This window comes from Nocardioides sp. GCM10030259 (assembly GCF_042666375.1).
Taxonomy (GTDB): Bacteria; Actinomycetota; Actinomycetes; order Propionibacteriales; family Nocardioidaceae; genus Nocardioides.
In genome coordinates this window covers 339,446-363,545 of record NZ_JBHTDF010000018.1, presented here as the reverse complement: position 1 = coordinate 363,545, position 24,100 = coordinate 339,446, and the positions used below count along the sequence as shown (strand labels likewise).

Here is a 24,100-nt window from a genome sequence, read left to right as displayed (position 1 = left end):
CGGCGACGTCATGACGACGCCAACGGATCGCGAGGATCGACCAGCACGGCCTCGCCACGTCGGTACGCGGACACACTCTCGACGAACCTCGTGAGTCCCTGGAGGTCGCTGTCCGTGATGAGGTCGAGGTAGCTGAAGGCGGCCTCGAGCGGGGCTTGCTGCGGCGGCATCAGGCTGTGCGCGAGGAACTTGTCGAAGCCGCCGTACCCGTCCAGGAGCCACTCGACCTGAAGGATCAGGCGCTCGATCTCAGCGACCGGGAGGGCGGGCGCATCGAGTTCGGTGGAGAGCTTGAGTTGTGCCCACGTGCGATGGAATTGCGTGCGCTCCCTGCTGAACTTCGCGCGACAGGCTCCGCTGCAGAATCGCTGACGTCGACCGCGCACGCCGGGCCTGAAGTGGACCTTCTCGCTACATCCCGGCCGTGCGCAGGATGCAGTCTGGTCGAGCCGATCGCGCACGACCTCGATCTCCGCAGCAGTCAGAGGGCCAACCTGCTCCATGGAATTCGCCTCCTAACCATTACGCACGCGTGCGAATTAACGCACGCGCGGATCCGGATCCTTGGCCAAGCGTCATGGCTCATCATAAAGCGCACGACGCTTCAGGCTGGGCCGTGCGATTTTCTCGACGCACGTGCGAAACCGGCGTACGGTCTGCGTTAGGAGCATCCCGGGCGCGGCTGAGGACGCAGAAGGGGCGCCGTTGCGCTAACAACGACGCCCCACAACGGGAGCCCCGAGGCCAACAGCGATGCAAGCGAAGGGGTCCGTCGTGACCGAGTCTATTGACGACTGCAGATTGGTTCCACCGAACGGACGGGAGCCTGCCGGCGGCCAGCCGTGAGCGCCGCGGTCTGGTTCGTCTCTATGGAGCGTCCGGGGTCTAGGGCGGAGTGGGACTGCGCGACGCTTGGCCCCCCGGACGCGACTGATCTCCTGCCGACCCGCAGGCCCTCGTCCGGGGACTTCTCCCGTCACATTCCGCGGCGTGCCCACGCCGCAACCACCGGCACGACCATCGAGCTCGAATCCGGCCTCGAGCATGACCTGCTGCGATGGCTCGACCAACGTGCTGACGTCACCTGGCTCGTCGCTCAGCCAGTCCGGTTCCACTTCCCCGCCACGGGACTCCGCCGCGCTGTGGCTCACACGCCGGACCTGTTGAGTCAGCACGCCGATGGCTCGGTCGCGCTTTGGGACGCACGGCCCACCGAGCGCCGTACCGACGATTTCCTGTTCAAAGCCGCGCTGACCGCCGAGGCGTGCCGACGCGTCGGATGGAGCCACGAGGTGTTCTCCGGATTGCCCACCGCCACGCGGATGAACCTCCTCTGGCTCAACGGCTACCGCCGCCCGATGCCCTGGCACCCTGAGTGGTGCCGCGAGATCGAGAGCCTGCTTCGCCTGCGACCGTGGACGCTCGGGGAGCTCCGCGCTCGCGACGATGGGTCCGGCGAACTCGTCGCGACGCTGTGGCACCTCATTGCCTCGGGCAAGATCGAGTGCGACCTTGCGGCACCAATTCGTGAGCCGAGCGTGTTGGCGTGGCGCGAGGACTATCCGCCCATTAGTGAGGATGGGAGGCGCGCGTCCGCTGCCCCAGCAGTGCTGGACGCCATCCGGACCGGTGACGTCCTGCTCTCGACCCGACTGCGACGGGCACAGCTTTGAGCCGGCAGCGGATCGTCCTCAGGGTCGGCGAACGAGTGCTCATGCCGACCGGGATGGGCGTGGTGACCCGAATCCAAAGGGATGGCTACTCAATCGACGCCGCGAACGGCGCGATCCAGGATGTCGCCTGGACCGATCTCGTCCCGTTCGCCTCCCTCCACCCTGACGGCGAGCGGGCGATCCAACGCCAACTGAGCCCGTGGTGGGAAATGCTGCCCGAGGCAGCGCGACAGGAGGCGCTCGACCGGCTCGAGGTCGTCATGGAGATCATGACGGGCTTTCGCGATGGCCTGGTCGAGCTTGCGCGTGAGGGCGAACCCTTCGCTCCGTACGGTGAGTGGTACGGCGCGTCGCTCCACCAGAGGTGCCTGAGCATGGTCAACGAACTCAACCGCGAACGCGAGGCCGACCGGGCCCACCAGCGCCGCATCGTCAACGGCGAGCTGAAAGGTCGTCCAGCCAGCCTGAGCGGGGTCAAGAGGTGGATCGCATCCTACGAGCGCACCGGCCTGCTGGGACTCGTCGACGGCCGCAAGAGCCGCCGAGCCATGGGATTCGAGGTCCTGGATCCCGACTTCCGAGCCGCGATCCTCGAGATCGTTGAAACGTTCGATGGAGACCGCTCCGCCGTCAACAACAAGGAGATCCTGCGCCGAGCACGAGTGGCCATGAAGCAGGCTGGGAAGGTCGGCTACCCCCAGTCAGCTCGCGCTGCGGGCGAGTTCGTGTCTTGGCTGTTCAAGGAACGCGGACACACCACGCGCTCCCAGCGCAGCAACGCGATCCGCGGCACCTCGGGCAAGACCCATTTCCCGGCCATCCGCCCCGGGCAGGTCGTCGCCATCGACGCCACGCGGGCAGACGTACTGGTCTGGGACCCCCTGCACGAACGGGCCATGTCGGTCGAGATCCTCACTGCCCTCGATGTCGCATCCCGATGCGTCCTGGCGTGCCGGGTGGTCCCCAAGAGCGCCGATTCCGTCGACGCAGGTCTGCTGCTGTACGACGTCATGCGGCCCTTCCACCTGGTCGTCGTGGGCACTCAGGTCTCGGACTGGCGTTGGGCCGGCATACCCGAGGTCCTCGACCTGAGCGGGCTCGCTGCGGCTGAACGTGGACCGCTCGCACCCAGCGGGACGCTGCAGGGCTGTCACACCATCCCGGCTGTCTACCCGGAGGGCATCAGGTGCGATCACGGGTCCATCTTCGTCTCGGCCCACTTCCGTGCCTTGTGCGACGCCCTCGGCATCGACCTCCTGCTCAGCCGTGGTCGGCGTCCATCGGACAACGCTCACGGCGAAAGGATTCACCTGACCTACGACGCGTTCTGGCAACAACTCCCCGGCTACAAGTCCAACAACGTCGCTGGCCGCGGACGCAAGGTCGAGGAGGAGCCGCTCTACACCGCGGCCGAGCTCGAAGTGCTTCTTCGTCGGTGGATCGCCCTCGACTATCACCAGAGCTGGCACGAAGGCATCACGGTGCCGGAAGCACCAGGTGCGAGGCTGTCACCGATCGAGTGTTTCGACGCGCTCTTGGAGGCAACGGGCCGCATCGATGTTCCGGTCCACGGTCCGTATGCGTTCTTGCCGATCCGCTGGGGAACCGTCAGCCACTCCGGCATCGAGTTCGACAACCTCGTCTACGACTCCAAGAAACTCGACGACTTCCGCAACGTCCGCAAAGGCCAGTGCCGAACGAAGGACCGCGCGATGCCGTTCTTCTACGACCCTCACGACGTGTCCCGTGTTTGGTGGATGGATCCCGACACGGAGGTGATCCACGAGATCCCTTGGCGTGGCAAGGATCGGCTGGAGGCGCCGATGACCGATGCCGTCCTCGCCGCAGTCCGAAAGCGCGTCGCACGCCGCGGCGGCAACCTCGCCCTCAACAAGCGCAGCTCGGATGAGCTGATTCTCAGGGAGTTGACCCAGCTCGTGGCCCAGCCGCCAACTTCCGAGACCAGGGCCCTGCTCTCTGCAGCGGCACGCCGCGTCGAGGCGTCGAGGCGGGATCACGAAGAGGCGACCGCCGGGGCTGTCCCGGTCTACGACGGCGTGGTTACCCCGCTCCGCCCGCGTCGACCCGCCACTGACGACGGGTTCGACATCGACGCCGAGTGGCCGGACTACGACGAGGTTGGCGACTGATGGACGCCGAGATGTGGCACCACCAGGCAACCGCGGCCATGGTTGTTGCGGCGCAGCCTTCGACAGCAGCCGACCTGGACGCCATGACCCCTATCGGCAGAAGCACCTACGCCGACGCGGTGCGCGCTGCTCTGCGGGCGCAGCGTGTCTCCTCGCCCGTGCACAACGCCACCGCCACCGCGATCGACCGCGCGCTGGAGTCCGCGCTCCTCGAGCCGCCCGGCGCCCGCACGATCCTGGCCCTCTCGGCGCCGTATACCGCCGGCAAGTCGACGCTCATCAAGAGCTGGGCACAGGACCGGTACCGAACATGGGCGAAGGCGACGCGATCGACCAGGCCACGATGGACGCCGACGCCCGGCGTCACCGCCGACCTGGTCCCGGTTTGCTATCTCACCCTCCTCTCGGAGTCGCGCAGCAAGGACCTCTACACCCAGATCCTCTCCTTCGTCGGCTACCCGGCCAGCGGCGTGGAGAGGACGCTCGCGCTGCGCGCCGTCAAGGCACTCCAGACCCACGGTGTACGTCTCGTCATCCTCGACGACGCTCACATGCTCCGCGCCACATCGGTCACTGGTCGCGCCACCTTGAACGCGGTCAAGCACCTCAACACCGAGCTCGGCGAGGTCGGGGGCGTCCTGATGCTCGTCGGCGCCGAACTGACCGGCGGTGACGTGCTCAGCGACCCCCAGATCCGCGGGCGGCTCTCCGAGCACACCCTCGCCCCCTACGAAGTCGACACGGCAACGGGACGCGCGCGATGGCAACGATTCCTGAAGAACTGCGAGGACCTGCTCCTCCCGTACCTGCCCGACGAGAAGGCCGGCCTGTTCTCCTCCCGTCATGCGGGCTACCTGTGGCGCCGCACCCAGGGGTACGTCGGCGACACCACACGCCTGCTGATCGACGCAACTGCCGCCGCGATCGAGACCGGTGCACCGCTCGACCGCACCATCCTCGACCCGATCTGGGTGAGCCAGCGAGCGCAGGACGCACAGATCGACCACACCCGAGCCAAGACCGCCAGGCGAGCCGCGGCCGGCAGGGCGCCCCGATGACGCCGCGGCTCCCGGTCAGCATCGACCCGTACCCGGACGAGTCGATCGCCTCGATGCTGCGACGCCTCAGCACGACCACCGGCATCCCGGTCCACAACCTTCATCCGTACGGCGTCAGCGGCCGCCTCTCCGATCGTCAGATGGGTGTCCTCGCTCGCACCCTGGGGCTGCCGACGCGACGACTGCGCACCCACACCCTCTACCACCGACTCGCTGCGCGGCGCGGCCGAAAACCGGCGAACATCGAGCTCCGCCGAACCGACAGAACCATCTGCTGGTCGTGCGGGATCGGGAGCCTGTGGAGCGGCCTGGTCTGGGTCAGTCACTGCCCCAGCTGCCAAGCCCTTCTCAACGACGGCGTGACTGTCGACAGTGCGGTTCACGCACTGGAGATGCAGGACGCATTCCTGCGATCAATGCGGGCCCCAGCTGTCGGGTTCGCCGATCGCCGTCTGCGGTTGCTGCGTCTCCTGCGTCTCCACGTTCACCTCGCCACCGGCACCGGCCGCGCCACGACAGGTGCCCCACCGGCCGGGTCGTGGCAGGCCCCCGCCTGGATCGCCGGGTTCGCCGAACACGCTTGGCCGGCCAGCCGGACCGTCCAGGCAACCCGCGACCTGATCGGCGAACGCACGCTGACCCATCTCGGCGAAAGCCCAGCCCCAGAGGATGACTGCGCGAGAGCCCGCCAGGCGCTCCACGACCAGCTCCGCAGCTCGCGGATCACCGAGGCGGCGATCCCCGACTACCTCCACCCCCGGCACCGCGCCCTGGACGTCGACGCGGCCGGCGAAGACCTCGGCCACGCCATCGCGCGAGCCCTGCGCCGTGAAGCCATCCACGCAGCCACCGGAGCACGTCCCACGGTCGCCCAGTTGGACGAGCGGTACGGCGACCTGCGCAAGCAGCCCATGACCGCGACCTACGTCCAGCACCTTGGCAACACAACCGCTGGACTGCGGGTCCTGGCTCGCGAAACCGACCGACTCGCGCACGCTGGCATCCGCGACTACCGCTACCGCCGCACCGTCCTGACGGCTCCGCGCTCCGTCCCGACCTCAATGCTCGCGCCCACCGCCGTGCATCGCACGCCGCGCAACCAGCGGCTGGCCGCCGCCTGGATCTGGCTGGAGCTCACCCAGGGCACGCTCGGCCTGAGCCCGCACCACGCCGGGATGCGACGGGAACTGCGCTCCTTCGATCAATCGCTCCTCCCGGAGGATCGACTCATCCTGATCGAGTACGGCCACCAGCTCCTCGGCGCCGTCGCCGACGACGTCGCCCGCGACGCTCAACAGACGGTCGCACGGGCAGCGAGACATGCCGATGCTGGCTGACCTGACACCGCTACCGGTCACCATCGCCCCCGTCGCCGGAGAAGCACTCGACGGGTACCTCGAGCGGCTGGGAGCCGCGAACGCGCTCCCTCGCCCCGCCCTCGTCCAGCGCCTCTCCCAAGCCGGCGCACCCACAGCCTTCCTGACCATCGCACCAGCAGAGCCGTTGATCGCGAACCTTGCTGCGCTGACCAGACTCGACACAGTCGCGCTGCGGTGCTGCACCTTGGCCAGCATGGTCGGCATCGACACCTATGGACTCGACCCCGCGAACAAGAACACATGGCGTCGAGTCGCCGCCCGCGGCTGGCCGCCAGTCCACAGCACCGCCCTGTGCCCAGGCTGCCTCGACGACGACGGGATCTGGCAACTCAGCTGGCGCCACCCCTGGGTCACCACCTGCACCGAACACCGCCTGTGGCTCATCGATCACTGCCCCACCTGCGGAAGACGTTTCCGCTCACACCGCACACCCCTGCGCGCCGTCGACACATCCCCCGATCACTGTGGAAACCCCGGCGGAGCCCGCGGACGTGGATGCCAGCAGCCCCTCGGTGAACTCGACACCATCGCGGCACCTGCCGCGATGCTTGTCGCTCAACGCCGCATCGACTCCGCCCTCCAAGGTCGGCCCGTCGGTGTCCTCGGCGATCTCGTGGATCCGGGCGACTACCTGCGGGAACTCAAGTCCCTGGCGGTGCTCCTGCTGCACCTCGCGGTCCAGCCGGGCGGTGAGGAGCTTGCGTCGTGGGCCGAGACTGCCCGCGCCGACCGCGAGCGCAGCGGTGGTGCGGGAGCCGCCCGGTGGGGACTCGTGCCACCCGTGAACGTTCAGCTCCGTGGTCAGGCACTCGCCGCAGCGGACGAGATCCTGCGCACCGCGAGCCTCAACGACGCCGCTGACGAACTTCATCCCTGGACCGAGCTTACGCCGGTGACCAACGACGGCCAGCTCGGCTGGTTGGCCGATCACACCACCATGACGCCGCTCTTCACCCGCCTGGTCATGACCGCCACCTCCTCCCGGCGACGCCTGGCAACGCTGCTCGATAGCTCACACAGCGGCCTGCCGTTGACCGCGGTCCCCCAGGTCGTCCCGGCCAGCGTCTACGCGAGGCGCGTCTCTCACCTGCTCGACGTCACCGCCCGCACCGGTCGACTGTTCGTCAGCCTGTGCCTCGCCCGCCAACACCTCGGAAACCTCACCTGGGTCCAGGCCGCCGCGGCACTCGGACTCCCTCCACCGCTCGGGACGAAGACCGCCCGCGCCTGCAGCGCCGACCTCCTCGTTTCGGGCGCCGACTTCATAACAGCGCTTGCCGGAGTCGCGAACGAACTCGACTCCGCGGTCGACTACCGCGCCCGGGAGAACGCCGTACGACGCCTCGTGCGCCGCCGCGGCTGGTACCGCCCCTGGGCGCGGAAACACCTGCCGGGCAGCCACACGGCCAGCCAGCAGTACGCCATCACCTGGCTCTGGACCGAGTACGCGCACGGACACATCGACACCAGCCCCGGCTGGCAGCACCCGCCTGACCGCCACGACCGCGCCCACTACCGCGCTTTTGCCGGCCGCCTCAACGAAGCCGCGACCGACGCCCTGACCGAACTGGTCCCGAGCACCGCCGCAGCGAACAGGAGGATCGCATGAAGACCGCAACGGAGGTCTGGGGACTGTGGGACTGCGAGGAGCTCCTCAGCGTCCACCTCACCCACGACGACGCCCTCGACGCCAGGGAATTGCACCTCGAACGCTGCCGCTGCTTCGTCGACGATCAGGACGCCATCAGCACCGCCGTCCAGCTTCGCGTCATCCGGCTCTCGGCAGATCCGATGCCTGTGGAGAAGCCGGACCAGGGCATCGGAGCGGGCCACCATGTGCAGACGACGATCGGTCCGGGAAGAGCGCAGTCGAGGCACCCGCGGAGAGGAGGTCGACATGCCGACCGATGACGACCCCGGCAGCTCTGGCGAGCCTCGGCCGACGCAGCCCCTCTTCGTCGTCCCGCAGCCCGACGGCATCAGCGTCACCCTCGACTTCACCACGCCCGGCCCGTTCGGCGACTTCACGTTCGTCGCCCGAATCCCCGAACCCGATGGCACCGTACGAGAACGCGTCTACGGCGCCTACCACACAGACGAGGCCGCGATCTTCGTCGAGATCCTCCAGCACTGGTCCCGCGTCGCCGAACCAGACGACATCCTCGCCGGCCTCGACCGAGCCGACGCCGTCCTCCGCTTCCTCACCGACGACCTCGAGCCGACCACCCGGTCCGAGAACGACTTCAGCGACCTCCTGCGCCGCGGCATCGAACCACTCGCAGCCATGAACTTCCTGCCGGCCGACGACGAACACAGCGACGAGCCAGGAGACACCATCGCCCTCTCGCCGCACGGGACCGATCTGGTGTGGATCAGCCAACGCAGCCCGCGCACCACGTTCAGCCTCCCGCCCAGCCACCTCTGGGTCTTCGTGACCGGGATGATGTGGCGCACCTACGACCACAACGGCCTGCCGCTCTCCCGGCTCAACATCGCCGCCTACGAGACCGCCATCACCACCTTCCGCCGCGCGATCAGCGATCGCAACCAAACGCCGTCCCGGCCCGAGCCAGCCTGGCCGGCATGCGGCGAGGACCTGGACGAAAGCCGACTGAGCACGGCCGACCTCGTCCAGCGTCTCTGCGAAATGCTCGGCGCCAAGTTGATCGCCTACTTGGGAGCTGTCGATGACACGCGGACCGTGCGTGCGTGGGCGGACTCTGCTGACGACAGGGCACCTCCGGACGAGGTCATCGAACGTCTATGTATCGCCTACCAGGCAGCCACGCTGCTCAGCGAGAAAGACACCGCGTCCGTCATCCAGGCGTGGTTCCAGGGCCGCAATCCGCTGCTCGACGACATCGCGCCAGCACGCGTGCTCCGCGACGGCGCAGTCGATGTTGGCGGAGCCAACGTTATGGCCGCAGCTCGCGCCTTCGCAGGCAGGTCATCACAGATGTGAGCGAACGACCGGAGCGACAGCATCGAAGAGCTCGATCAGCTGAGCCGCAAATTCGCCATCGTGCTTGCGGAGGAACGGCGCAGCACCGTCCACCTTGCTGACGGCCTCACGCGCGATCCGAATCTGCTCGGCAGTGAGTTTCGTTGCGTCGGCAGGTCCGCTCGACTCGCCCATGCCGGGCGCCTTCTCGTAGGGGGCGTAGCGCTCGCTGAGGATCGCGACCTGTTCCTTGTAATGCTCCAGGCGTGACTCGAGCCGCCGCTTCACCTCCGCTGTGGCTCGACGACACTCGTCGTCGTGGTAATCCCGCGGGCGCCCCCGTCCGCCACGGCGCTGGATGACCTCATCACACCGTGGGTTGGCGCATTCCGCAGTCTGGACGTCTCTGTCCGATGCCTCATTTAGCCGGGTGACCGTCGCCTTTGACATCCAAGACCTCCAATAAATCGCGCGAAAACAACGTACCGCTTCGCGCAGGTCAGAATGGTGATAGGTGGTAGTCGACACGCCGGTTGGATGGTCTGACGCGCCACGAGAAGCCAGGTCAAATCGCGTGAAAATATTCGAGCGCAAACTGGCGTGCAACGCAGTGCGGGCGCCTGGTCTAGCCACCAGACGCCCGCGGCACGCGAGGTGATCGCATGCGACTTGCAGCCTGCATCTCATCACCGGACGAGCCAGACCCACAAGATGAGATCCAGCAGGAGAAGACCATGAGCAACAACAACCGCAGGCACGTCGTGCCGAACGAGAACGGCGGCTGGGACGTCCGTGCTCCCGGCGCCCAGCGCTCCAGCGCCCACACCGACACTCAGGCCGACGCCGTACGCAGGGCCGGCGAAATCGTTGGCAACGCAGGGGGCGGCGAGGTTGTCATCCACGGCCGCGACGGCCGCATCCGCGACTCCGACACCATCGCGCCCGGCAACGACCCCAACCCTCCGCGCGACAAGAAGTGAGCGCCGGATCATGCAGCACCTCCACTTCGACCTGAAGCAGCAGAAGAAGGGCGCAGTCGCCGTCGTCACCCTCGACAAGCAGGCGAACGTGCGCCTGATGACCGCGAGCAACTACCGCGCCCTCAAGTCTGGTCGCCGGTTCTCCTTTCACGGTGGGCGTGCCACGAAGTCCCCGTTCCGTCTCCAGATCCCCAACAGCGGTCACTGGTTCGTCGTCGTCGACCTCGGCGGTCTCGGTGGTCGTGTCCGAGCAAATGTCGCCGTGCAGCCTCCCCCTCCCGGCATGCTGGCCCCGATCCGCGAGCGCAGCCCGATCAGCGACATCCAGGTTCGCGAGCCGGTCGAGCCTGACGGCGATCTCCTGGGCGGGCAGACCTGGGACGTCTTCATCTCCCACGCCAGCGAGGACAAGGAAGCGGTCGCCGTTCCGCTGCGCAACGCCCTCGTCGAACTCGGCATCAGCGTCTGGCTCGACAAGACCGAGCTGACCATCGGCGACAGCCTCCGTCGAAAGATCGACCAAGGCATCCGTTCCAGCCGCTTCGGGATCGTCATCCTCTCCGAGCGGTTCTTCGCCAAGGGATGGACCAACCACGAGCTCGACGGCCTCGTCACCCGGACCGTCGCCGGCGAGCAGACCCTCCTGCCCATCTGGCACAACCTCACCGGCGACCAGGTGCGCGCCTACAGTCCGTCGCTGGCCGACAAGGTCGCGTTGAGCACGGACGCCGTCTCGATCCAAGACATGGCCGAGCAGATCGCCGCTGTCGTCGGGGGCAGAGAAGAGGACGTAGCGTGACCACCACGCTCGATGGCCAACCACCAGTGGTGGGTCCAGCCTCGGCACTCGCAGGCACCACGGTGATGCCTGACAGGCGTCGTTCGTGCGCAGCTCGGGGTCTGCTGATGGAGCGCGCCGTTGACCTTCGAGACGAGATGCCTCGCGGGCGTCGAAGGGCTGATACGCCCCGATGGCGGTCGTGGGCACAGGTCACGGTCGGGATATCACTCCTGACCGTTGGGATGGCGACCCTATATGCCACCGGGCCCGCCTGGAGCTGGCTTGGCGCTGTCGCCGCGGTAGTCGGCCCCACCGTCATGATGCTGGGGGTGGTCGACCTCGCGAGGCGAGGCGCCCAGGGGCAGCGCCGCCTGGGCCGCCTCCTTCGCATGATCAGGGTCATCGGACTCGCACTGTCCACGATGCTGATCGCGGTCGAGGTGCTCGCGGCTCTGGCCGCAGTGGTGCTTCTCGGTGCGGCCGTGTTTCGTGGTGAGTGGTCGCCCGACGTTGCTCACTACCTGGCCAACGCCCTGGTCCTCGCGGTCATGGCCGGCTGTCTGACGACCATGGTCCGGGTCGCAGATCTGCCGCCGGTCGCTCTCACGCAGGCTGCTTGGTGGCGGGAGCTCTCAACCGCAAGACAGCTCACCACCATTACGATCCCAGTCGCACTGGTCGGCGCCGTCGCTGCACTCGGCGTGAGAGACACCAGGGCGGTCGCAGTCGCCATGGTCGGACTCACCACCGTCCTCGCCGGCTGGGCACGCGCCGACCGAGCTGCCACCGACGAAGCCGTACGTCGCCTCGCTGAGGCAGCTGACGCCCTTGCGGCGGCCAGTCGTTCGATGGTCGCGGCCATCGAACCAGGAGCGTCCTCAAGTAAGGCAGCGGCCCGCACGGACGCCGTCCTCGAAGCCCTCGAACGGCTCGACCTCGCCTGTCACAAGAACATGCGACGCGGCATACCTGCGGGGACGCGCTACCTGGTCGACATCGAACTTCTCATCGTGACTCGTGCGTGCACAGCTGCACTCGTCGACCTGCCGGTCGAACACGTCAGCTCCCCGCTCACGGCCACCGTTGCCCGGGAGTTCTCCGCCATAGAGCGCCGACAGTTGGCGCGGGAGCTTCTGATCTTCGCCGGTGATGTTCGACGTCTGGCCACGCTGGCCCACGATCGGATGGTGGCCTCATGACATGGCGGCCCGGCGGAACTGTCGGACGTCACGAGTAGCGTGCCGCCGTGATCGAGGACGCATGGCGGGTGCTCAACTCCGTGAACGAGTGGGTGCGCTTTGCCGATGCTAAAGCCGGCGGCGCGTTGGCCGGTGCCGGTGTGCTGGCTGGTGCTCTGGCCTCCGCTGGGCTGAGCGAGAAATTCGCCAACGCTCCTAGTGCGGCAGTCGGCTTCGGGGTCGCGGCGGGCGTTTGTGCTGTCATCGCGGCGGCGATTGCCCTTTATGCCCTCATCCCCACGCTGCGTGTGGGGGAGCCAGTCTCCCTTATCTACTTCGAACACGTCGCTCGCAAGTACAAGGACGACACGGCTGGCCACGCTGCCGCAGTGAAGGCGCTCATCACCGACCAGGACCAGTACTTCGAGCAGGTGGCTGCGCAGGTGTGGGCCAACTCCAAGGTGGCGCGGTCGAAGTTCTTGGCCAGCGCGTGGGCGCTCACGGCGCTCGGCATTGGCGTGCTCCTGGGCGGAGTGGCCGCGATCATCACCCTCTTCTGAGGGCAGGGAAGGAAGGAGAGGGCGTGACACTCAAGGATGAGTTGGAGACGTACGTCCAGAACGTACTGGACGAGCAGTGGCAGCGCCGACAGGGTCAGAAGGTCCCGGACCCTGAGGACCTGCCGCTCAAGAACGTCGCGGTCGAACTCGATGCCACGGTGCTGTACGCAGACCTGGCTGGCTCTACCAAGATGGTGAAGGGCTACAAGGACTGGTTTGCCGCTGAGGTCTACAAGTCCTATCTGTACTGCGCGGCGAAGATCATTAGGGCGAGAGGTGGCTCTATCACTGCCTATGACGGTGATCGGGTCATGGGGGTCTTCATCGGAGATTCTAAGAACACAGACGCGGCTAAGTGCGGCCTGCAGATCAGTTGGGCGACGAAGAACATTGTCACGGCGAAGCTCAACAAGAAGTACCCGAAGACCGCGTTCACGGTGAAACAGCGAGTCGGAATCGACACCTCCAAGCTCTTCATCGCTCGCACCGGCATCCGTGGCAGCAACGACCTCGTGTGGGTCGGCAACGCCGCCAACAACGCGGCGAAGATGGCTGCCCTCGACCCGAAGTACCCCACCTACATCAGCGCGGATGTCTACGGCATGCTGAACGACTCGTCCAAGTATGGCGGTGACCCGAAGAGGAACATGTGGACTGACCTGGGCAGCGCTGACCTGGGCTACAAGATCTACGGCTCGACGTTCTGGTGGTCCCTGTAGCGATGGCTACAGTTGCCGACTTACTCGCGCAGATTCCAGTCGCCTGACGTCTCCGCCACGCGGCTCAACACCGGACACCCCGATCCGTTGGCACTTGGGCCCTAGTGTCGTCTGACGGTCGGCCACGATCACCGGCGAAGACCTTTCACGTCGAAGCCGGAGACATTGTCTTCGCACTTTCCGTGCCGGAGCGGTTCATACTGCCGCGCAGCGCCCCGTTGGTGTCGTAGCCTCGACTGGTGTCTGGGCATGGGGTGCTGCGGTTCGTCAACGGGCTCAGCGAGAAGTTGGCGTCGCGGTCGCGACATGTCTGTCTTTTCGTCGGCGCTGGAGCGTCACGAGCGTGCGGACTTCCGGATGTTGCCAAACTGGAAGAGCACCTGCGGACGAGCCTTTCCGGCGAGTCACTGTCGAACTTCGAACGCCTCATGGACGGACGCAACCTGGAGCAGGTCTTGAGCCGCCTAAGACGCATCTCAGCCCTGCTCAGCGGCACCACGGACCAGGTGGATGGCCTCACCGCGAAAGAGGCCGGCGACCTCGATGTTGAGATCTGCCGGCGTATCGTCGAGAAACTCGTGATCGACCCGAGCGCGATGGATCCCATGTTGCGGCTGGCGTCGTGGGCGGCCCGCGCCGACTACCACCAGCCGCTCGAACTGTTCACGGTCAACTACGACCTGCTGATCGAGACCGGGCTAGAGGCTCTTGGGGTGCCCTACTTCGACGGCTTCGCCGGCACGATGCACGCACAGTTCCGCAGCGACTTGGTCGAAGCGTCGGTCGGCGAGGAACGCCACTGGCTTCCCGCGTTCCTGGTCCGAGTGTGGAAGCTGCACGGCTCGGTGAACTGGGCCTGGCAGACCGATCCACGTCCGTCGGTCGTTCGGCTGGGCACGGCCGTACCGGATGACCAGCCGGCGGCGATCTACCCATCGGATGCGAAGTACGACGAATCCCGTCGCGTGCCGTTCGTGGTCCTGCAGGACCGGCTGCGCCGGGCGATTGAGCAGCCCGAAACCCTGACCATGATCGCGGGGTACGCCTTTGGTGACCAGCACCTGAACGAGATGATCTTCGAGGCCGCCCGCCGGCGACCACGTTCGGAGTTCATTGCATTCTGCTATTCAACGATGCCCGAAGATCTGGTCGCGCTGGCTACTACCGCGCCCAACGTGCAGGTGGTGAGCCCCAAAGAGGCCATTCTGGGCGGCATCCAGTGCACCTGGGAAACACCGGACGACCCACCAGCCGACGTTTGGGCCGACGATGCATTCCTGCTTGGCGACTTCCGCTACCTGGCCCAATTCCTGGCGCGCAGCTCGCCTCCACAAGCTGAGCTTGAGGCCCGACTGAGCGAGCTGTTGGCGAAGGCGGTGAAGCCGGGTGCCTGAACGCGAACCTACGTGCATCGGTCGCGTTAGGCACGTGCTCGGGGCGCAGGTCACGGTGGCGCTCGACCCGGACCTCGCGGGTGTTGCACCCATCTTCCGTGGCCAGCTGCAGCGTGTCGGTCAGATCGGTTCGATCATCCGGATCCCCCAGGGCCTCGTCGACCTCGTTGGCCAGGTGAGCCTCCTCGGGATCGCCGAGCTGAGCGGTACCGCAACCCCAGTGGAAGCGATTCAAGTCGGCGAGCGCTGGTTGCAGGTCGAGTTGCTCGGCGAGATCGACCGGGGAACCGGCCGGTTTCATCGCGGCGTGGGCACCTACCCTGGCCTCGACGACCCGGTCCACTTCTCGACACCTGACGACCTGCGAGCGGTGTTCCCGCCACCGGACGAGGGCTCGATCCGCCTCGGGCGGCTGGCCGCCGCTGAGGAGGTACCGGTCTGCGTAGCAGCCAGCCCGTTTGTCACCCGCCACGCTGCCGTGGTCGGATCGACGGGGGCGGGGAAGACCAGCTGCGTGGCCTCCATGCTGCAGGGATTCGCCCGAGGTGGCTGGAACGCAGCAAACGTCGTCGTCATCGACCCCCATGGCGAGTACTCCGCAGCGCTCGGCAACCACGCTTCCGTCAGATCAGTCCTTGGAAGCGGAGACCACGGCATCCGGGTCCCCTACTGGGCACTCGCCGCATCCGACATCCTCGCTGCCATCGCCGGGTCCTCAGGCGGAGGCACGACACAGAGCCGCTTCACCGAACTCGTCACCGAACAACGCCGCGCTTTCGCCTCCGCCGCAAGTTGGCTCAGCCTGGATCCAGCCGCGGTCACCGCAGACACACCCATTCCCTTTGACCTTAAGACGGTCTGGCACCAACTCGACGCCGAGAACAACGAGACTCTTCGAGTCGCGAGGGATCAGAGCACCGCAGAAATCGAGGAGCAGGGCGATCCCGCCACCCTCACTCCGACTCGGTTCGCACACTACGGGCCGGGGGGCGCAGCGCCGTTCAAAGGCCCGTACCACGGAACCCATGGCACGATCCCGGAACTACTTCGCCTCGGCCTGCTGGATCCTCGCCTGGCTTTCCTCCAGCAACCAGAGGGCGACCCGGACGGAGCCGACCCGCTGGTGGACGAGTTGGCCAACTGGCTCGGCCGCGATCAGCCAGTCTCCATCCTCGACTTCAGTGGCGTGCCGCAACAAGCGAGCGATGTAGCGATCGGCGTGATCCTCAACCTGATTTTCGAAGCAGCCGTACGCACCCCAGCTGACGGTGTGGGAATTGGACGCCCACGACCAGTCCTGATCGTGTTGGAGGAAGCCCACCGCTACCTCGGCACATCCGCTGCCGTGATGGCGCGCACAGCAACCAATCGCATCGCACGCGAGGGCCGAAAGTACGGGGTCGGCCTCATGCTGGTCACCCAGCGCCCCTCAGAACTCCCAGACACGGCTCTCGCGCAGTCTGGCACCATGATCGCGCTGCGGCTGAGCAACGCAGCCGACCAGGCCAAGATCCGGGCCGCCCTACCAGACAGCGTCGCAGGCTTGGCCGCCGTGTTGCCGTCACTACGCACAGGTGAAGCCGTCGTCACCGGCGAGGCTCTCGCGCTGCCTGCCCGCACACTCATTGATCCACCGAACCCGTTCCCGAACGCCCACGATCCATCACTGGACTCGTGGAGGCAGCAGAGCAGCGTTCCCGATGTCACCGCCGCGGTCAAGGCATGGCGCGGCACCTACCACGCCGAGGAGCATGAATGATCGACTGGCAACCCGTCACCGGCTCAAGCCGTGTCGTCGCCGAGGCCTATTTGCCGGACGCCGAGACCATCCTGGTTCGCTTTCCCGACGGTGTGGAGTGGGCCTATTCGGCCTGCCCACCGTCGGTATGGGAGGAGTTCACCCGTAGCTCCCGCGGGCAGTACATCGCCACCGTGCTGAACGGCAAGCCGAATAGCAGGTGGGCTGGTTGAGATGAAGGCGCCGACCGGTGGTACTGGTGGGCGGCGGCCCCCTGTTGCATGCATCTCGGCACGACGGCACCGCAGTCGGCCCTCACCTAACTCCCGTCCACCATGGATTGAAAGCCACAATCAGACCCGGGGCGATTCAGTTTTGTAGAGCCCGATTTCGCATCCCATGAGCGCGTTGTCGCACGCGTCGGCCACGGGTCTGATCGACGATCGTGCGCCTTCCTCGGCGAGGTGCTCGGTGAGGTGATCGACGTGTATTGCGACTCGGCGCCGGCGTGGCCGACCAGCTCGCCGGGCACGATCGGGTGGCCATCTCGGTCGCGTTGCCACAGCGCCATCGGACCGAACTCTCCGTTCGTAATACATCTGTCGGACCTGCCATCTAGTCTCCGAAGCCAAGGCCAGCCGACGGCGGCAACGGGACGTGCGGGCAGCGCGGGGAGGTGCGATGGGCGACATCGAGGGCGAGGTCGCTCGCATCGAGGCGGCGTTGAACACGCCCACCTTGAAGTTGCTGGACCGCAAGTCGGCCGGTGTTGCCATGCCCATCTTCGCGGCCTCGTTCCCCGAGGACGGCCAACCCATCGCGGTCGAACGGTTCCACACCGTGGTGGACGCCAGGCTCGACGAGTTGCGGGCAGCCGGGTACACAGTGCCCACAGGGAACGGCAAGTCGCTCGGGATGCAGTGGGTGCGCGAACGGTGGCTGTACCGCGACCCTGGCGATGGCCAAGAGACCTACCAGTTGACCGGCGACGCCAAGCAGGCGCTCGACTACGTCACCCGCGCGACCCGCACCCAATTAAACGTCTCGCTGTCCCGCATCGCCACGATGCGACACGTCGTCTCCCAAGCTGCCTTGGCAGCGAACCCGGACCGAGAGGAACGGATCAGGCGGCTCACGGAGGAGATCGCGGCGCTGACCGCTGAGCGTGACCGGCTCGCCGAGGGCGGGGAGATGCCCGAGGCGTCGGAAGCGGAACTGACCGAGCAGTTCGCCAACGTGCTCCGCGAACTCGATGGCCTCCCTTCGGACTTCCGCCGCGTCGAGGAAGCCGTAAGGGGCATGCACAAGGTCATCACCAAACGGTTCCGCGAAGAGGAACGGCCCGTCGGCGAGGTGGTGGATGACTACCTGAACCAGTCGGCCAACCTGCTGACAGCCACCCCCGAGGGCCGAGCGTTCGCCGGAGCACTCGAACTTCTCCGAAACCGCGACTGGCTGACCCGACTCCGCACCGACCTCGACACGATCCTCGCCCACCCGTGGGCAGGAACCCTCCTGCCTGATGAGCACCGGCAGTTGAAGACGACAGTCGATGTGATCCGCCGGGGCATCTCGGACGTGTTGAGCCAACGCCAGCGGTTGTCCGCGACGCTGCGCGAACACATCGAGAACTACGACCACATCAAGAACCGCGAGCTCGACATGGTGTTGCGCGGCATCGACCGCGAGATGCGGATGTGGATGCAGTCCGCCCGAGTCCGCAGCCACGTCGAGGTCGAGTTGATTCCACCCGGCCTCGACATGGCCGCGCTGCGATTCAGAACCTTCGACCCCGACAGCGAAAGCGCTCCCGAACCGCTGGAGGACGTGTCAGCGGAAGCCCCGGCAGCGATGTCACTCGACGACATCCGCAAGCAGGGCGGCCCGTCGCTCGCCGAACTACGCCGTGAACTCGAAGCCAGGCTTGCCACTGGCGACCTTGAGTCCGCAGCAGCCCTGTTCAACACACTGCCCGACGATCTACGTCGCCCCGTGGAGATTCTCGGGCTCATGCACCTGCTGGCAGGGATGGACGCAAGCGTGGACGCCGCCGCTCGGGAACTGGTGTCAGCGGTGCGACCAGACGGAAGCACACGCCGGTTCCTGATGCCCACGGTCACGATGGCACAACCCGCGAACTCGGACGGAGAAGAGTCATGAGCGACGCTTGGGCAGGCGACGACAACACCGTCGCCGACGACGAGGGCCTGACCTACGTCACTGACCCGTTCGCGGACGACGACCCGCTGGCGAACAGTGAGGACGACGAGGACACCACCTCCCTCGCCATGTTCGAGGAAGACACCAGCACCCTGTTCCCCGAGCAGCGTCGCTGCCTCCACGCCCTCCTCAAGCACCGCTACATCTCCGCCGAGCGCTACCCCGAACACTGGGCCGTGCTGATGGCGAACCATGACCTCATCAAGAGCCGCCTCAACGACCTGTTCTTCGAACTCTATGTAGACCGCGACTACCAGGTCGCGTTCAAGCGGCAGGCCACCGCAGAGACCGGCGACCCGCTCCCTTCGCTGCTGCGCGACATGTCGCACTCGAAAGAAGAGACCATCGTGATGATGTTCCTGCGGCAGCGGTTCTTCGCCCAACGCCAAGAGGGCGACAACGTCGTATTCGTCGACAAGCAGACGATGCTCGACGAGGTAGCCGACCAGCGACCCGAGCACGCCACCCACCGCGCCATGGACCACAAACGCGCCACCAAGGCCATCGAGGGCCTGTGCAGCGCCGGAGTGCTCCTCAAGACCGCAGACCCGGACCGGTTCCGCATCTCGCCCATCATCGAAGTGCTCCTGCCTGTCGAGAAACTGCGGGTGCTGTGGACGTGGCTGATGGCCCAGAACGGCACCGACGCGCTCACCCCCGAGGCCCGCCATGCCGCCCACGCCGACCTGGAGGGTGAACTCGACTTCGACGCTGACGGTGAGGAAAACGCATGACCATCGCCGACCAGCCCCTCATCCCCAACCCGGCGGCCAACTCCGAGCACTCCCAGTGGCGTGCCGAAGCGCTCCAGATGGTCAACTGGGGCGGTTTCCACGGACACCACGTGGTCCGGTACTCACCCGGTTCGACCTTGCTGTCCGGCGCATCCGGTACCGGAAAGTCGACCATGCTGGACGCCTACATCGCGCTGACGATGCCGTCCGACACCGCGTTCAACGGTGCCTCCAACGACGCGGGAGGCCGAGCCCGTTCCGCTGAACAGCGCAACCTGCTCACCTACCTGCGCGGAAAGACCGACACCAGCCGTGTCGACGGATCCGACGAACTGCGCGACCAGGTGCTGCGCGGCATCGACGGAGCCCCCACCTGGGGTGCGCTCGCAATGACGTTCGTCAACGACAACGGCCGCAAGTACACCGTCCTCCGCATCTACTTCGTGAAGTCCGGTGCCACCGTCAACGGTGACGTCAACACAACGTTCGCTGCCACCGAGGGCTACCTCGACCTCTCCCGCCTCGAACCGCTCGCGGCCACACGGTTCGACAAGCGCACCCTCAAAGCCAACTTCGCCGACATGGTCGTCTTCGACACGTTCTGGCAGTTTGAAGACAACCTCCACACCCGCCTCGGCATCGGCGGCGGCAACGGAGGCCGCAAGGCCATGCGTCTCCTGGCCCGCGTCCAGGCCGGAATGCAGGTCAAGCGGGTCGACGGGCTCTACAAGTCCATGGTTCTGGAAGAACCGCCCACCTACCAGGCGGCTGACAACGCCCTCGAACACTTCGCTGACATCGAAGCCTCCTACCTCAAGATGGTTGACGAGGCAGACAAGGTGAAGGCGCTGCGCCGCCTGCCCGACCTGCAGAACGACCTCGCCAATGCCGAAGCCGAAGCGCTCCTCATCCGCCAGTTCGGCGCCGACCTCGACGGACCCTCTCCGTTCCAGTTGTGGCGCTTCCGCACTGAACGCGCCCTCCTGGATGCAGCTGTCGTAGAGAACCGCCGCGACCACGCAGAGACGGCCACACGGTTCACCGAAGCGAAGGCCGACGAGGGCAGGTACGAGGAACGCCTGCGGCAGATCGCTGACGAGAAGCGCACCAATGGCGGACGGGCAATCGACGAGAGGCTCCAGCAGATCAAGGCCTTCGAAGGCAGCCGCAACGGCGTCTACGAAGCGAACCTCAAGTTCCAGTACCGCACCGAACCTATCAACCTGGTCGTCCCCGAGACCGTCGAGCAGTTCGCCGAAGCACAGGTCGCCGCCGCTGAGTTCATCGCCGGGTACGAAGCTCGCGCAGCCGCGTTGAAGGCCGAAGAAGAGACAATCCGCGACAACGAGTTGTCACCGCTCACCAGCCGCCAAACCGACCTCCTGAACGAGAAGAAGTCCCTCGACGGTCGGAACGGCATGGTGCCGGACCGCCTCCACCGTGCCCGCGTCCGCATGGCTGAGGCCGCCGGGCTCGATCCGATGAGCGACCTTCCGTTCGTGGCCGAACTCATCGACGTCCTCCCCGACGAAGAGCACTGGCGCAAAGCCATCGAAACCACCCTCGGTGGGCTCGTCAGGGTCATCCTGGTCGACCGGCGGACACGCGACCACCTCTCCGCCTCCATCGACGGTGTCCCCATCCGGCCCCGCGTCCAGTTCCGAGCCGTCACCCTCGCCGACCACGAAGACTGGGCAGGCAACCCCGACTACGTGTCCGGGAAACTCGCGTTCAAGGAGTCCCCGTTCTCCCGGTGGGTCCAAGGTCGCGTCAGCGACGATGGCATCGACCACCTCTGCGTCCCGAACGCTGCTGCCCTCGCTGGTCGGGAACCCCGCGTCACCCCTGCTGGGCAGACCCGCGATGGCGACAAAGGCGCCCACGGCGAATCCAACGACGGCAACATCATCGGCTTTTCCAACGAACGCCGTCTCGCCGACATCGAGGAACTGCTCACCGAACTCGACCCGCAGATCAAGAAGGTCCGTGAGCGCATCACCGGCATGGGGGAACGGCTCAACAGTCTCCGCGAGCAGTACTCCGCACACGTGTACGTCCAGGACACCACCTGGACGGACATCGACTACCTCGGCCTCGACCAGCGGGTCCTCGAACTCGAAGGCGAGATCCAGCGGCTCCGGGACGCCAACGAGATCCTCGACGCACTCCAAGGCGAAGAAGACCGCATCAAGCCGCTCCTCGCCGAAGCCACACGCGTGCGGGTTCTCGCAAGCGACCACCTGGAGAAGTTGGAGAAGCAGCACGGAGAGCTGGTGACCGACCAGGACACCGTTCAGAACGCCATCGACAACGTCGACGACAACCAGACAGCCACCGTCACCGACCACCAGCAGGAGTACCTGGACACCCTGTTCAAGAACAACTGGGATGCCACCAGCCTCACGGGGTTCGACTCCAACATGCGCTCCATGCGGAAGCGCCTGCGGGAGGAAGCGGACAAGGCGCAACGGAATATCCGCAGCGCCACCAGCGCCATGGAGGCAATGTTCGAGGCGTACAAGGCCCGCTGGGTGGAACACAACCTCGGCATCACCGTGGAGTCCGCTGATGGCTACCGCGAGATCCTCGACCGTATCCAGTCCGAAGGCCTCCACGAGCGGCGCAACAAGTGGCGGCGAGAACTCGCCGCGTGGTCCAGCGACGACCTCCTGAAACTCAACGACGCGTTCGACACCGCCATCGAAGACATCGAACAGCGCCTCAACCCCGTCAACGCCATCCTCCGCGGCCTCCCGTTCGGCGGCAAAGGTATCCTCCAGATCAACCTCCGCCGCCTCCAAAGCGACGACCTCAGCAAGTTCCGTCGCAAACTCCGCGAGCTGTCCTCCGGGCTCGCCGTCGAACTCACTGACAGCCAAGTCGAGACCCGGTTCAAGAATCTCCGCGACTTCATGGCCCTCATCCGCATCCCTGAAGGCCACACCAAGACCTCAACGTCACAACGCGACCGCTACCTCGACGTACGGCAACACGTCGTCATCACCGCTGCGTGCCTCGACAGCAACGGCCGTGAGATCGCCACCTACGACTCCCTCGGCGGGAAGTCCGGCGGTGAAACCCAAGAACTCGTCGCCTTCATCGTCGGGTCCGCGCTGCGCTACCAGCTGGGCGATGAATCGCGTTCCCGCCCCAGGTTTGCGCCCGTGTTCCTGGACGAAGGGTTCGTGAAGTCCGACAGTGAGTTCGCGGGCCGTGCCGTCAAGGCTTGGCAGGACCTCGGGTTCCAACTCATCATCGGCGCACCCCTCGACAAGGTCACCGCCCTCGAACCCCACATGGACCTCATCCTCACTGTCACCAAGAACGAACGCGGCTATTCCTACGTCACTGACCTCCCCGACGGCGACAGCCACCTGGCATGAAGACCCCAGCCCAGGTCACCGCCGACATCACCCGGCGGCTCACCAACAACTGGCACACCCACATCGTCGGCACCCAGAAAGCGTTCCCGCACGCCCTCCCTCTCGGACGGCCCACAGCCACCGACCTCAAAGGTGACTACGCAGCGTTCTACGCCCGCACCGTCGAATGGCAAGACTGGGCCAAGACGCACGGCGTGACACTTACCTACGAAACCCGCATCGCCAAGGGCGGCACCCGCCAGACAGTCCCCACGCACGTCACCGTCAGCACCATCGACCAGGCCGCCGCCATTGTCGCGGGGGAGTGGCCCGAGCGACTTGCGCGCGCTCGGCACCGGCTCAGCGTGCTCAGGGAGCAATACCCCCACGCCACCGACTCCGCACGCACACTGCGGCTCATCGACAAGTACAAGGCCATCGACTTCGACCTGCTCAGGGCCGTCGCTGACTGGTACCTCGAAGACCCCGCTCGCGCCGTCCTCGGAGTCACACCCCGCCAAGTGCCACTACCCGGCGTCCACGCCAAGTGGCTCCAAGGGCACAAAGCAGGGGTTCAAGCCCTCACCGGCCTCGACGACCTCGGTCTCCTGCCAGGGCACCCGCCCCGCATCCACTTCACCTACCTCGACCCCGGCTACCGGGCCAGCGGCGCACGACTCCACGACTCCGCCACCGTCGGCGACGCCTTCATCCCGGCCTACGAGCCGCAGGTCGTCGTCATCTCTGAGAACAAGGACACTGCCATCCACTTCCCGCCCATCCCCGGCGGCATCGCCGTCGAGGGCGACGGCTTCGGCGGCAAGACAGCCGCCAACTTCACCTGGCTCACCGGCACACCCTGGCTCTACTACTGGGGCGACATCGACACCCACGGCTACGAAATCCTCAACGGCTACCGAGCGGACGGGCTCCCCGTCACATCCATCCTCATGGACTTCGTCACCTACGAGACCTACGAGTCCTACGGCACCAACACCGATAAGAACAACGCGGCCCTTAGGCCCGGCGACCCCAAGCCGCTGTCGCACCTCACCGACGCTGAACGCGAGGTCTACCTCAGGCTGCTCGACTCCGACCACCCCGGCCACCGCCGTATAGAACAAGAGCGCATCCCACTCGGCGTCGCCCTCGAAGCCGTCTCGCGCACCAACCGAACAGCCGCGTCCTGACAGCACCGGCGCTCAGGCGAGAAATCAGGCTGTGGCGGCGTAC

General features: G+C 66.3%; 21 protein-coding genes. 19 read left to right on the top strand and 2 right to left on the bottom strand.

All coding sequences use genetic code 11. The features are described 5' to 3' along the window. Positions 1–8 precede the first annotated feature (8 nt). Complete coding sequence (locus ACFQQI_RS14845; RefSeq protein WP_378564717.1) at positions 9–503, bottom strand: hypothetical protein; 495 nt, start codon at positions 501–503, stop codon at positions 9–11. Between the two features lie 339 nt (positions 504–842). Here ACFQQI_RS14845 and ACFQQI_RS14840 point away from each other — a divergent pair, with 339 nt between their 5' ends. From ACFQQI_RS14840 to ACFQQI_RS14810, 7 genes are all read left to right on the top strand, one after another. Continuing rightward, positions 843–1,673: a TnsA-like heteromeric transposase endonuclease subunit gene (locus ACFQQI_RS14840; protein WP_378564714.1), complete on the top strand. Its 831-nt coding sequence runs from the start codon at positions 843–845 to the stop codon at positions 1,671–1,673. A gap of 41 nt (positions 1,674–1,714) precedes the next feature. Beyond that, positions 1,715–3,823, top strand: a complete 2,109-nt coding sequence (locus ACFQQI_RS14835) for a hypothetical protein (protein ID WP_378564711.1) — start codon at positions 1,715–1,717, stop codon at positions 3,821–3,823. A 119-nt stretch (positions 3,824–3,942) separates the two neighbouring features. Next, the gene (locus ACFQQI_RS14830; protein ID WP_378564708.1) at positions 3,943–4,881 is read left to right on the top strand and encodes a TniB family NTP-binding protein; all 939 of its coding nucleotides are present in this window, start codon (positions 3,943–3,945) and stop codon (positions 4,879–4,881) included. Beyond that, complete coding sequence (locus ACFQQI_RS14825) at positions 4,878–6,218, top strand: hypothetical protein (protein ID WP_378564705.1); 1,341 nt, start codon at positions 4,878–4,880, stop codon at positions 6,216–6,218. The genes ACFQQI_RS14830 and ACFQQI_RS14825 overlap by 4 nt, the downstream gene beginning before the upstream one ends. Then, positions 6,202–7,869, top strand: coding sequence for a TniQ family protein (locus tag ACFQQI_RS14820; RefSeq protein ID WP_378564702.1), 1,668 nt, complete (start codon positions 6,202–6,204; stop codon positions 7,867–7,869). The genes ACFQQI_RS14825 and ACFQQI_RS14820 overlap by 17 nt, the downstream gene beginning before the upstream one ends. Beyond that, the gene (locus ACFQQI_RS14815) at positions 7,866–8,171 is read left to right on the top strand and encodes a hypothetical protein (protein ID WP_378564699.1); all 306 of its coding nucleotides are present in this window, start codon (positions 7,866–7,868) and stop codon (positions 8,169–8,171) included. The genes ACFQQI_RS14820 and ACFQQI_RS14815 overlap by 4 nt, the downstream gene beginning before the upstream one ends. Further along, complete coding sequence (locus ACFQQI_RS14810) at positions 8,158–9,222, top strand: hypothetical protein (protein ID WP_378564696.1); 1,065 nt, start codon at positions 8,158–8,160, stop codon at positions 9,220–9,222. The genes ACFQQI_RS14815 and ACFQQI_RS14810 overlap by 14 nt, the downstream gene beginning before the upstream one ends. Here ACFQQI_RS14810 and ACFQQI_RS14805 read toward each other — a convergent pair. Next, positions 9,211–9,489: a hypothetical protein gene (locus ACFQQI_RS14805; protein ID WP_378564693.1), complete on the bottom strand. Its 279-nt coding sequence runs from the start codon at positions 9,487–9,489 to the stop codon at positions 9,211–9,213. The genes ACFQQI_RS14810 and ACFQQI_RS14805 overlap by 12 nt on opposite strands. 374 nt (positions 9,490–9,863) lie before the next feature. Here ACFQQI_RS14805 and ACFQQI_RS14800 point away from each other — a divergent pair, with 374 nt between their 5' ends. From ACFQQI_RS14800 to ACFQQI_RS14745, 12 genes are all read left to right on the top strand, one after another. Next, on the top strand, positions 9,864–10,181 hold the full coding sequence (locus ACFQQI_RS14800) for a DUF2188 domain-containing protein (protein ID WP_378564690.1): 318 nt from the start codon (positions 9,864–9,866) through the stop codon (positions 10,179–10,181). 10 nt (positions 10,182–10,191) lie between these two features. Further along, the gene (locus ACFQQI_RS14795) at positions 10,192–10,980 is read left to right on the top strand and encodes a DUF1883 domain-containing protein (RefSeq protein WP_378564687.1); all 789 of its coding nucleotides are present in this window, start codon (positions 10,192–10,194) and stop codon (positions 10,978–10,980) included. 371 nt (positions 10,981–11,351) lie between these two features. Continuing rightward, complete coding sequence (locus tag ACFQQI_RS14790; protein ID WP_378564684.1) at positions 11,352–12,161, top strand: hypothetical protein; 810 nt, start codon at positions 11,352–11,354, stop codon at positions 12,159–12,161. A 47-nt stretch (positions 12,162–12,208) separates the two neighbouring features. Then, the gene (locus ACFQQI_RS14785) at positions 12,209–12,700 is read left to right on the top strand and encodes a Pycsar system effector family protein (protein WP_378564681.1); all 492 of its coding nucleotides are present in this window, start codon (positions 12,209–12,211) and stop codon (positions 12,698–12,700) included. Between the two features lie 23 nt (positions 12,701–12,723). Next, entirely contained in the window at positions 12,724–13,419 is a 696-nt protein-coding gene (locus ACFQQI_RS14780; protein ID WP_378564678.1) for a hypothetical protein, read from the top strand. Positions 13,420–13,658: 239 nt separating this feature from the next. Continuing rightward, positions 13,659–14,813: an SIR2 family protein gene (locus ACFQQI_RS14775; RefSeq protein WP_378564675.1), complete on the top strand. Its 1,155-nt coding sequence runs from the start codon at positions 13,659–13,661 to the stop codon at positions 14,811–14,813. A gap of 34 nt (positions 14,814–14,847) precedes the next feature. Continuing rightward, positions 14,848–16,572, top strand: a complete 1,725-nt coding sequence (locus ACFQQI_RS14770) for an ATP-binding protein (protein WP_378564672.1) — start codon at positions 14,848–14,850, stop codon at positions 16,570–16,572. Further along, on the top strand, positions 16,569–16,784 hold the full coding sequence (locus ACFQQI_RS14765; protein WP_378564669.1) for a KTSC domain-containing protein: 216 nt from the start codon (positions 16,569–16,571) through the stop codon (positions 16,782–16,784). Before ACFQQI_RS14770 ends, ACFQQI_RS14765 begins: the two co-directional genes overlap by 4 nt. Positions 16,785–17,232: 448 nt before the next feature. Next, a complete protein-coding gene (locus ACFQQI_RS14760; RefSeq protein ID WP_378564666.1) occupies positions 17,233–18,711 on the top strand; it encodes a DUF3375 family protein in 1,479 nt (492 codons plus the stop codon). Further along, positions 18,708–19,505, top strand: coding sequence for a DUF4194 domain-containing protein (locus tag ACFQQI_RS14755; protein ID WP_378564663.1), 798 nt, complete (start codon positions 18,708–18,710; stop codon positions 19,503–19,505). The genes ACFQQI_RS14760 and ACFQQI_RS14755 overlap by 4 nt, the downstream gene beginning before the upstream one ends. Continuing rightward, the gene (locus ACFQQI_RS14750) at positions 19,502–22,888 is read left to right on the top strand and encodes an ATP-binding protein (RefSeq protein ID WP_378564660.1); all 3,387 of its coding nucleotides are present in this window, start codon (positions 19,502–19,504) and stop codon (positions 22,886–22,888) included. The genes ACFQQI_RS14755 and ACFQQI_RS14750 overlap by 4 nt, the downstream gene beginning before the upstream one ends. Next, a complete protein-coding gene (locus tag ACFQQI_RS14745; protein ID WP_378564657.1) occupies positions 22,885–24,057 on the top strand; it encodes a Wadjet anti-phage system protein JetD domain-containing protein in 1,173 nt (390 codons plus the stop codon). The genes ACFQQI_RS14750 and ACFQQI_RS14745 overlap by 4 nt, the downstream gene beginning before the upstream one ends. Positions 24,058–24,100: the final 43 nt, after the last annotated feature.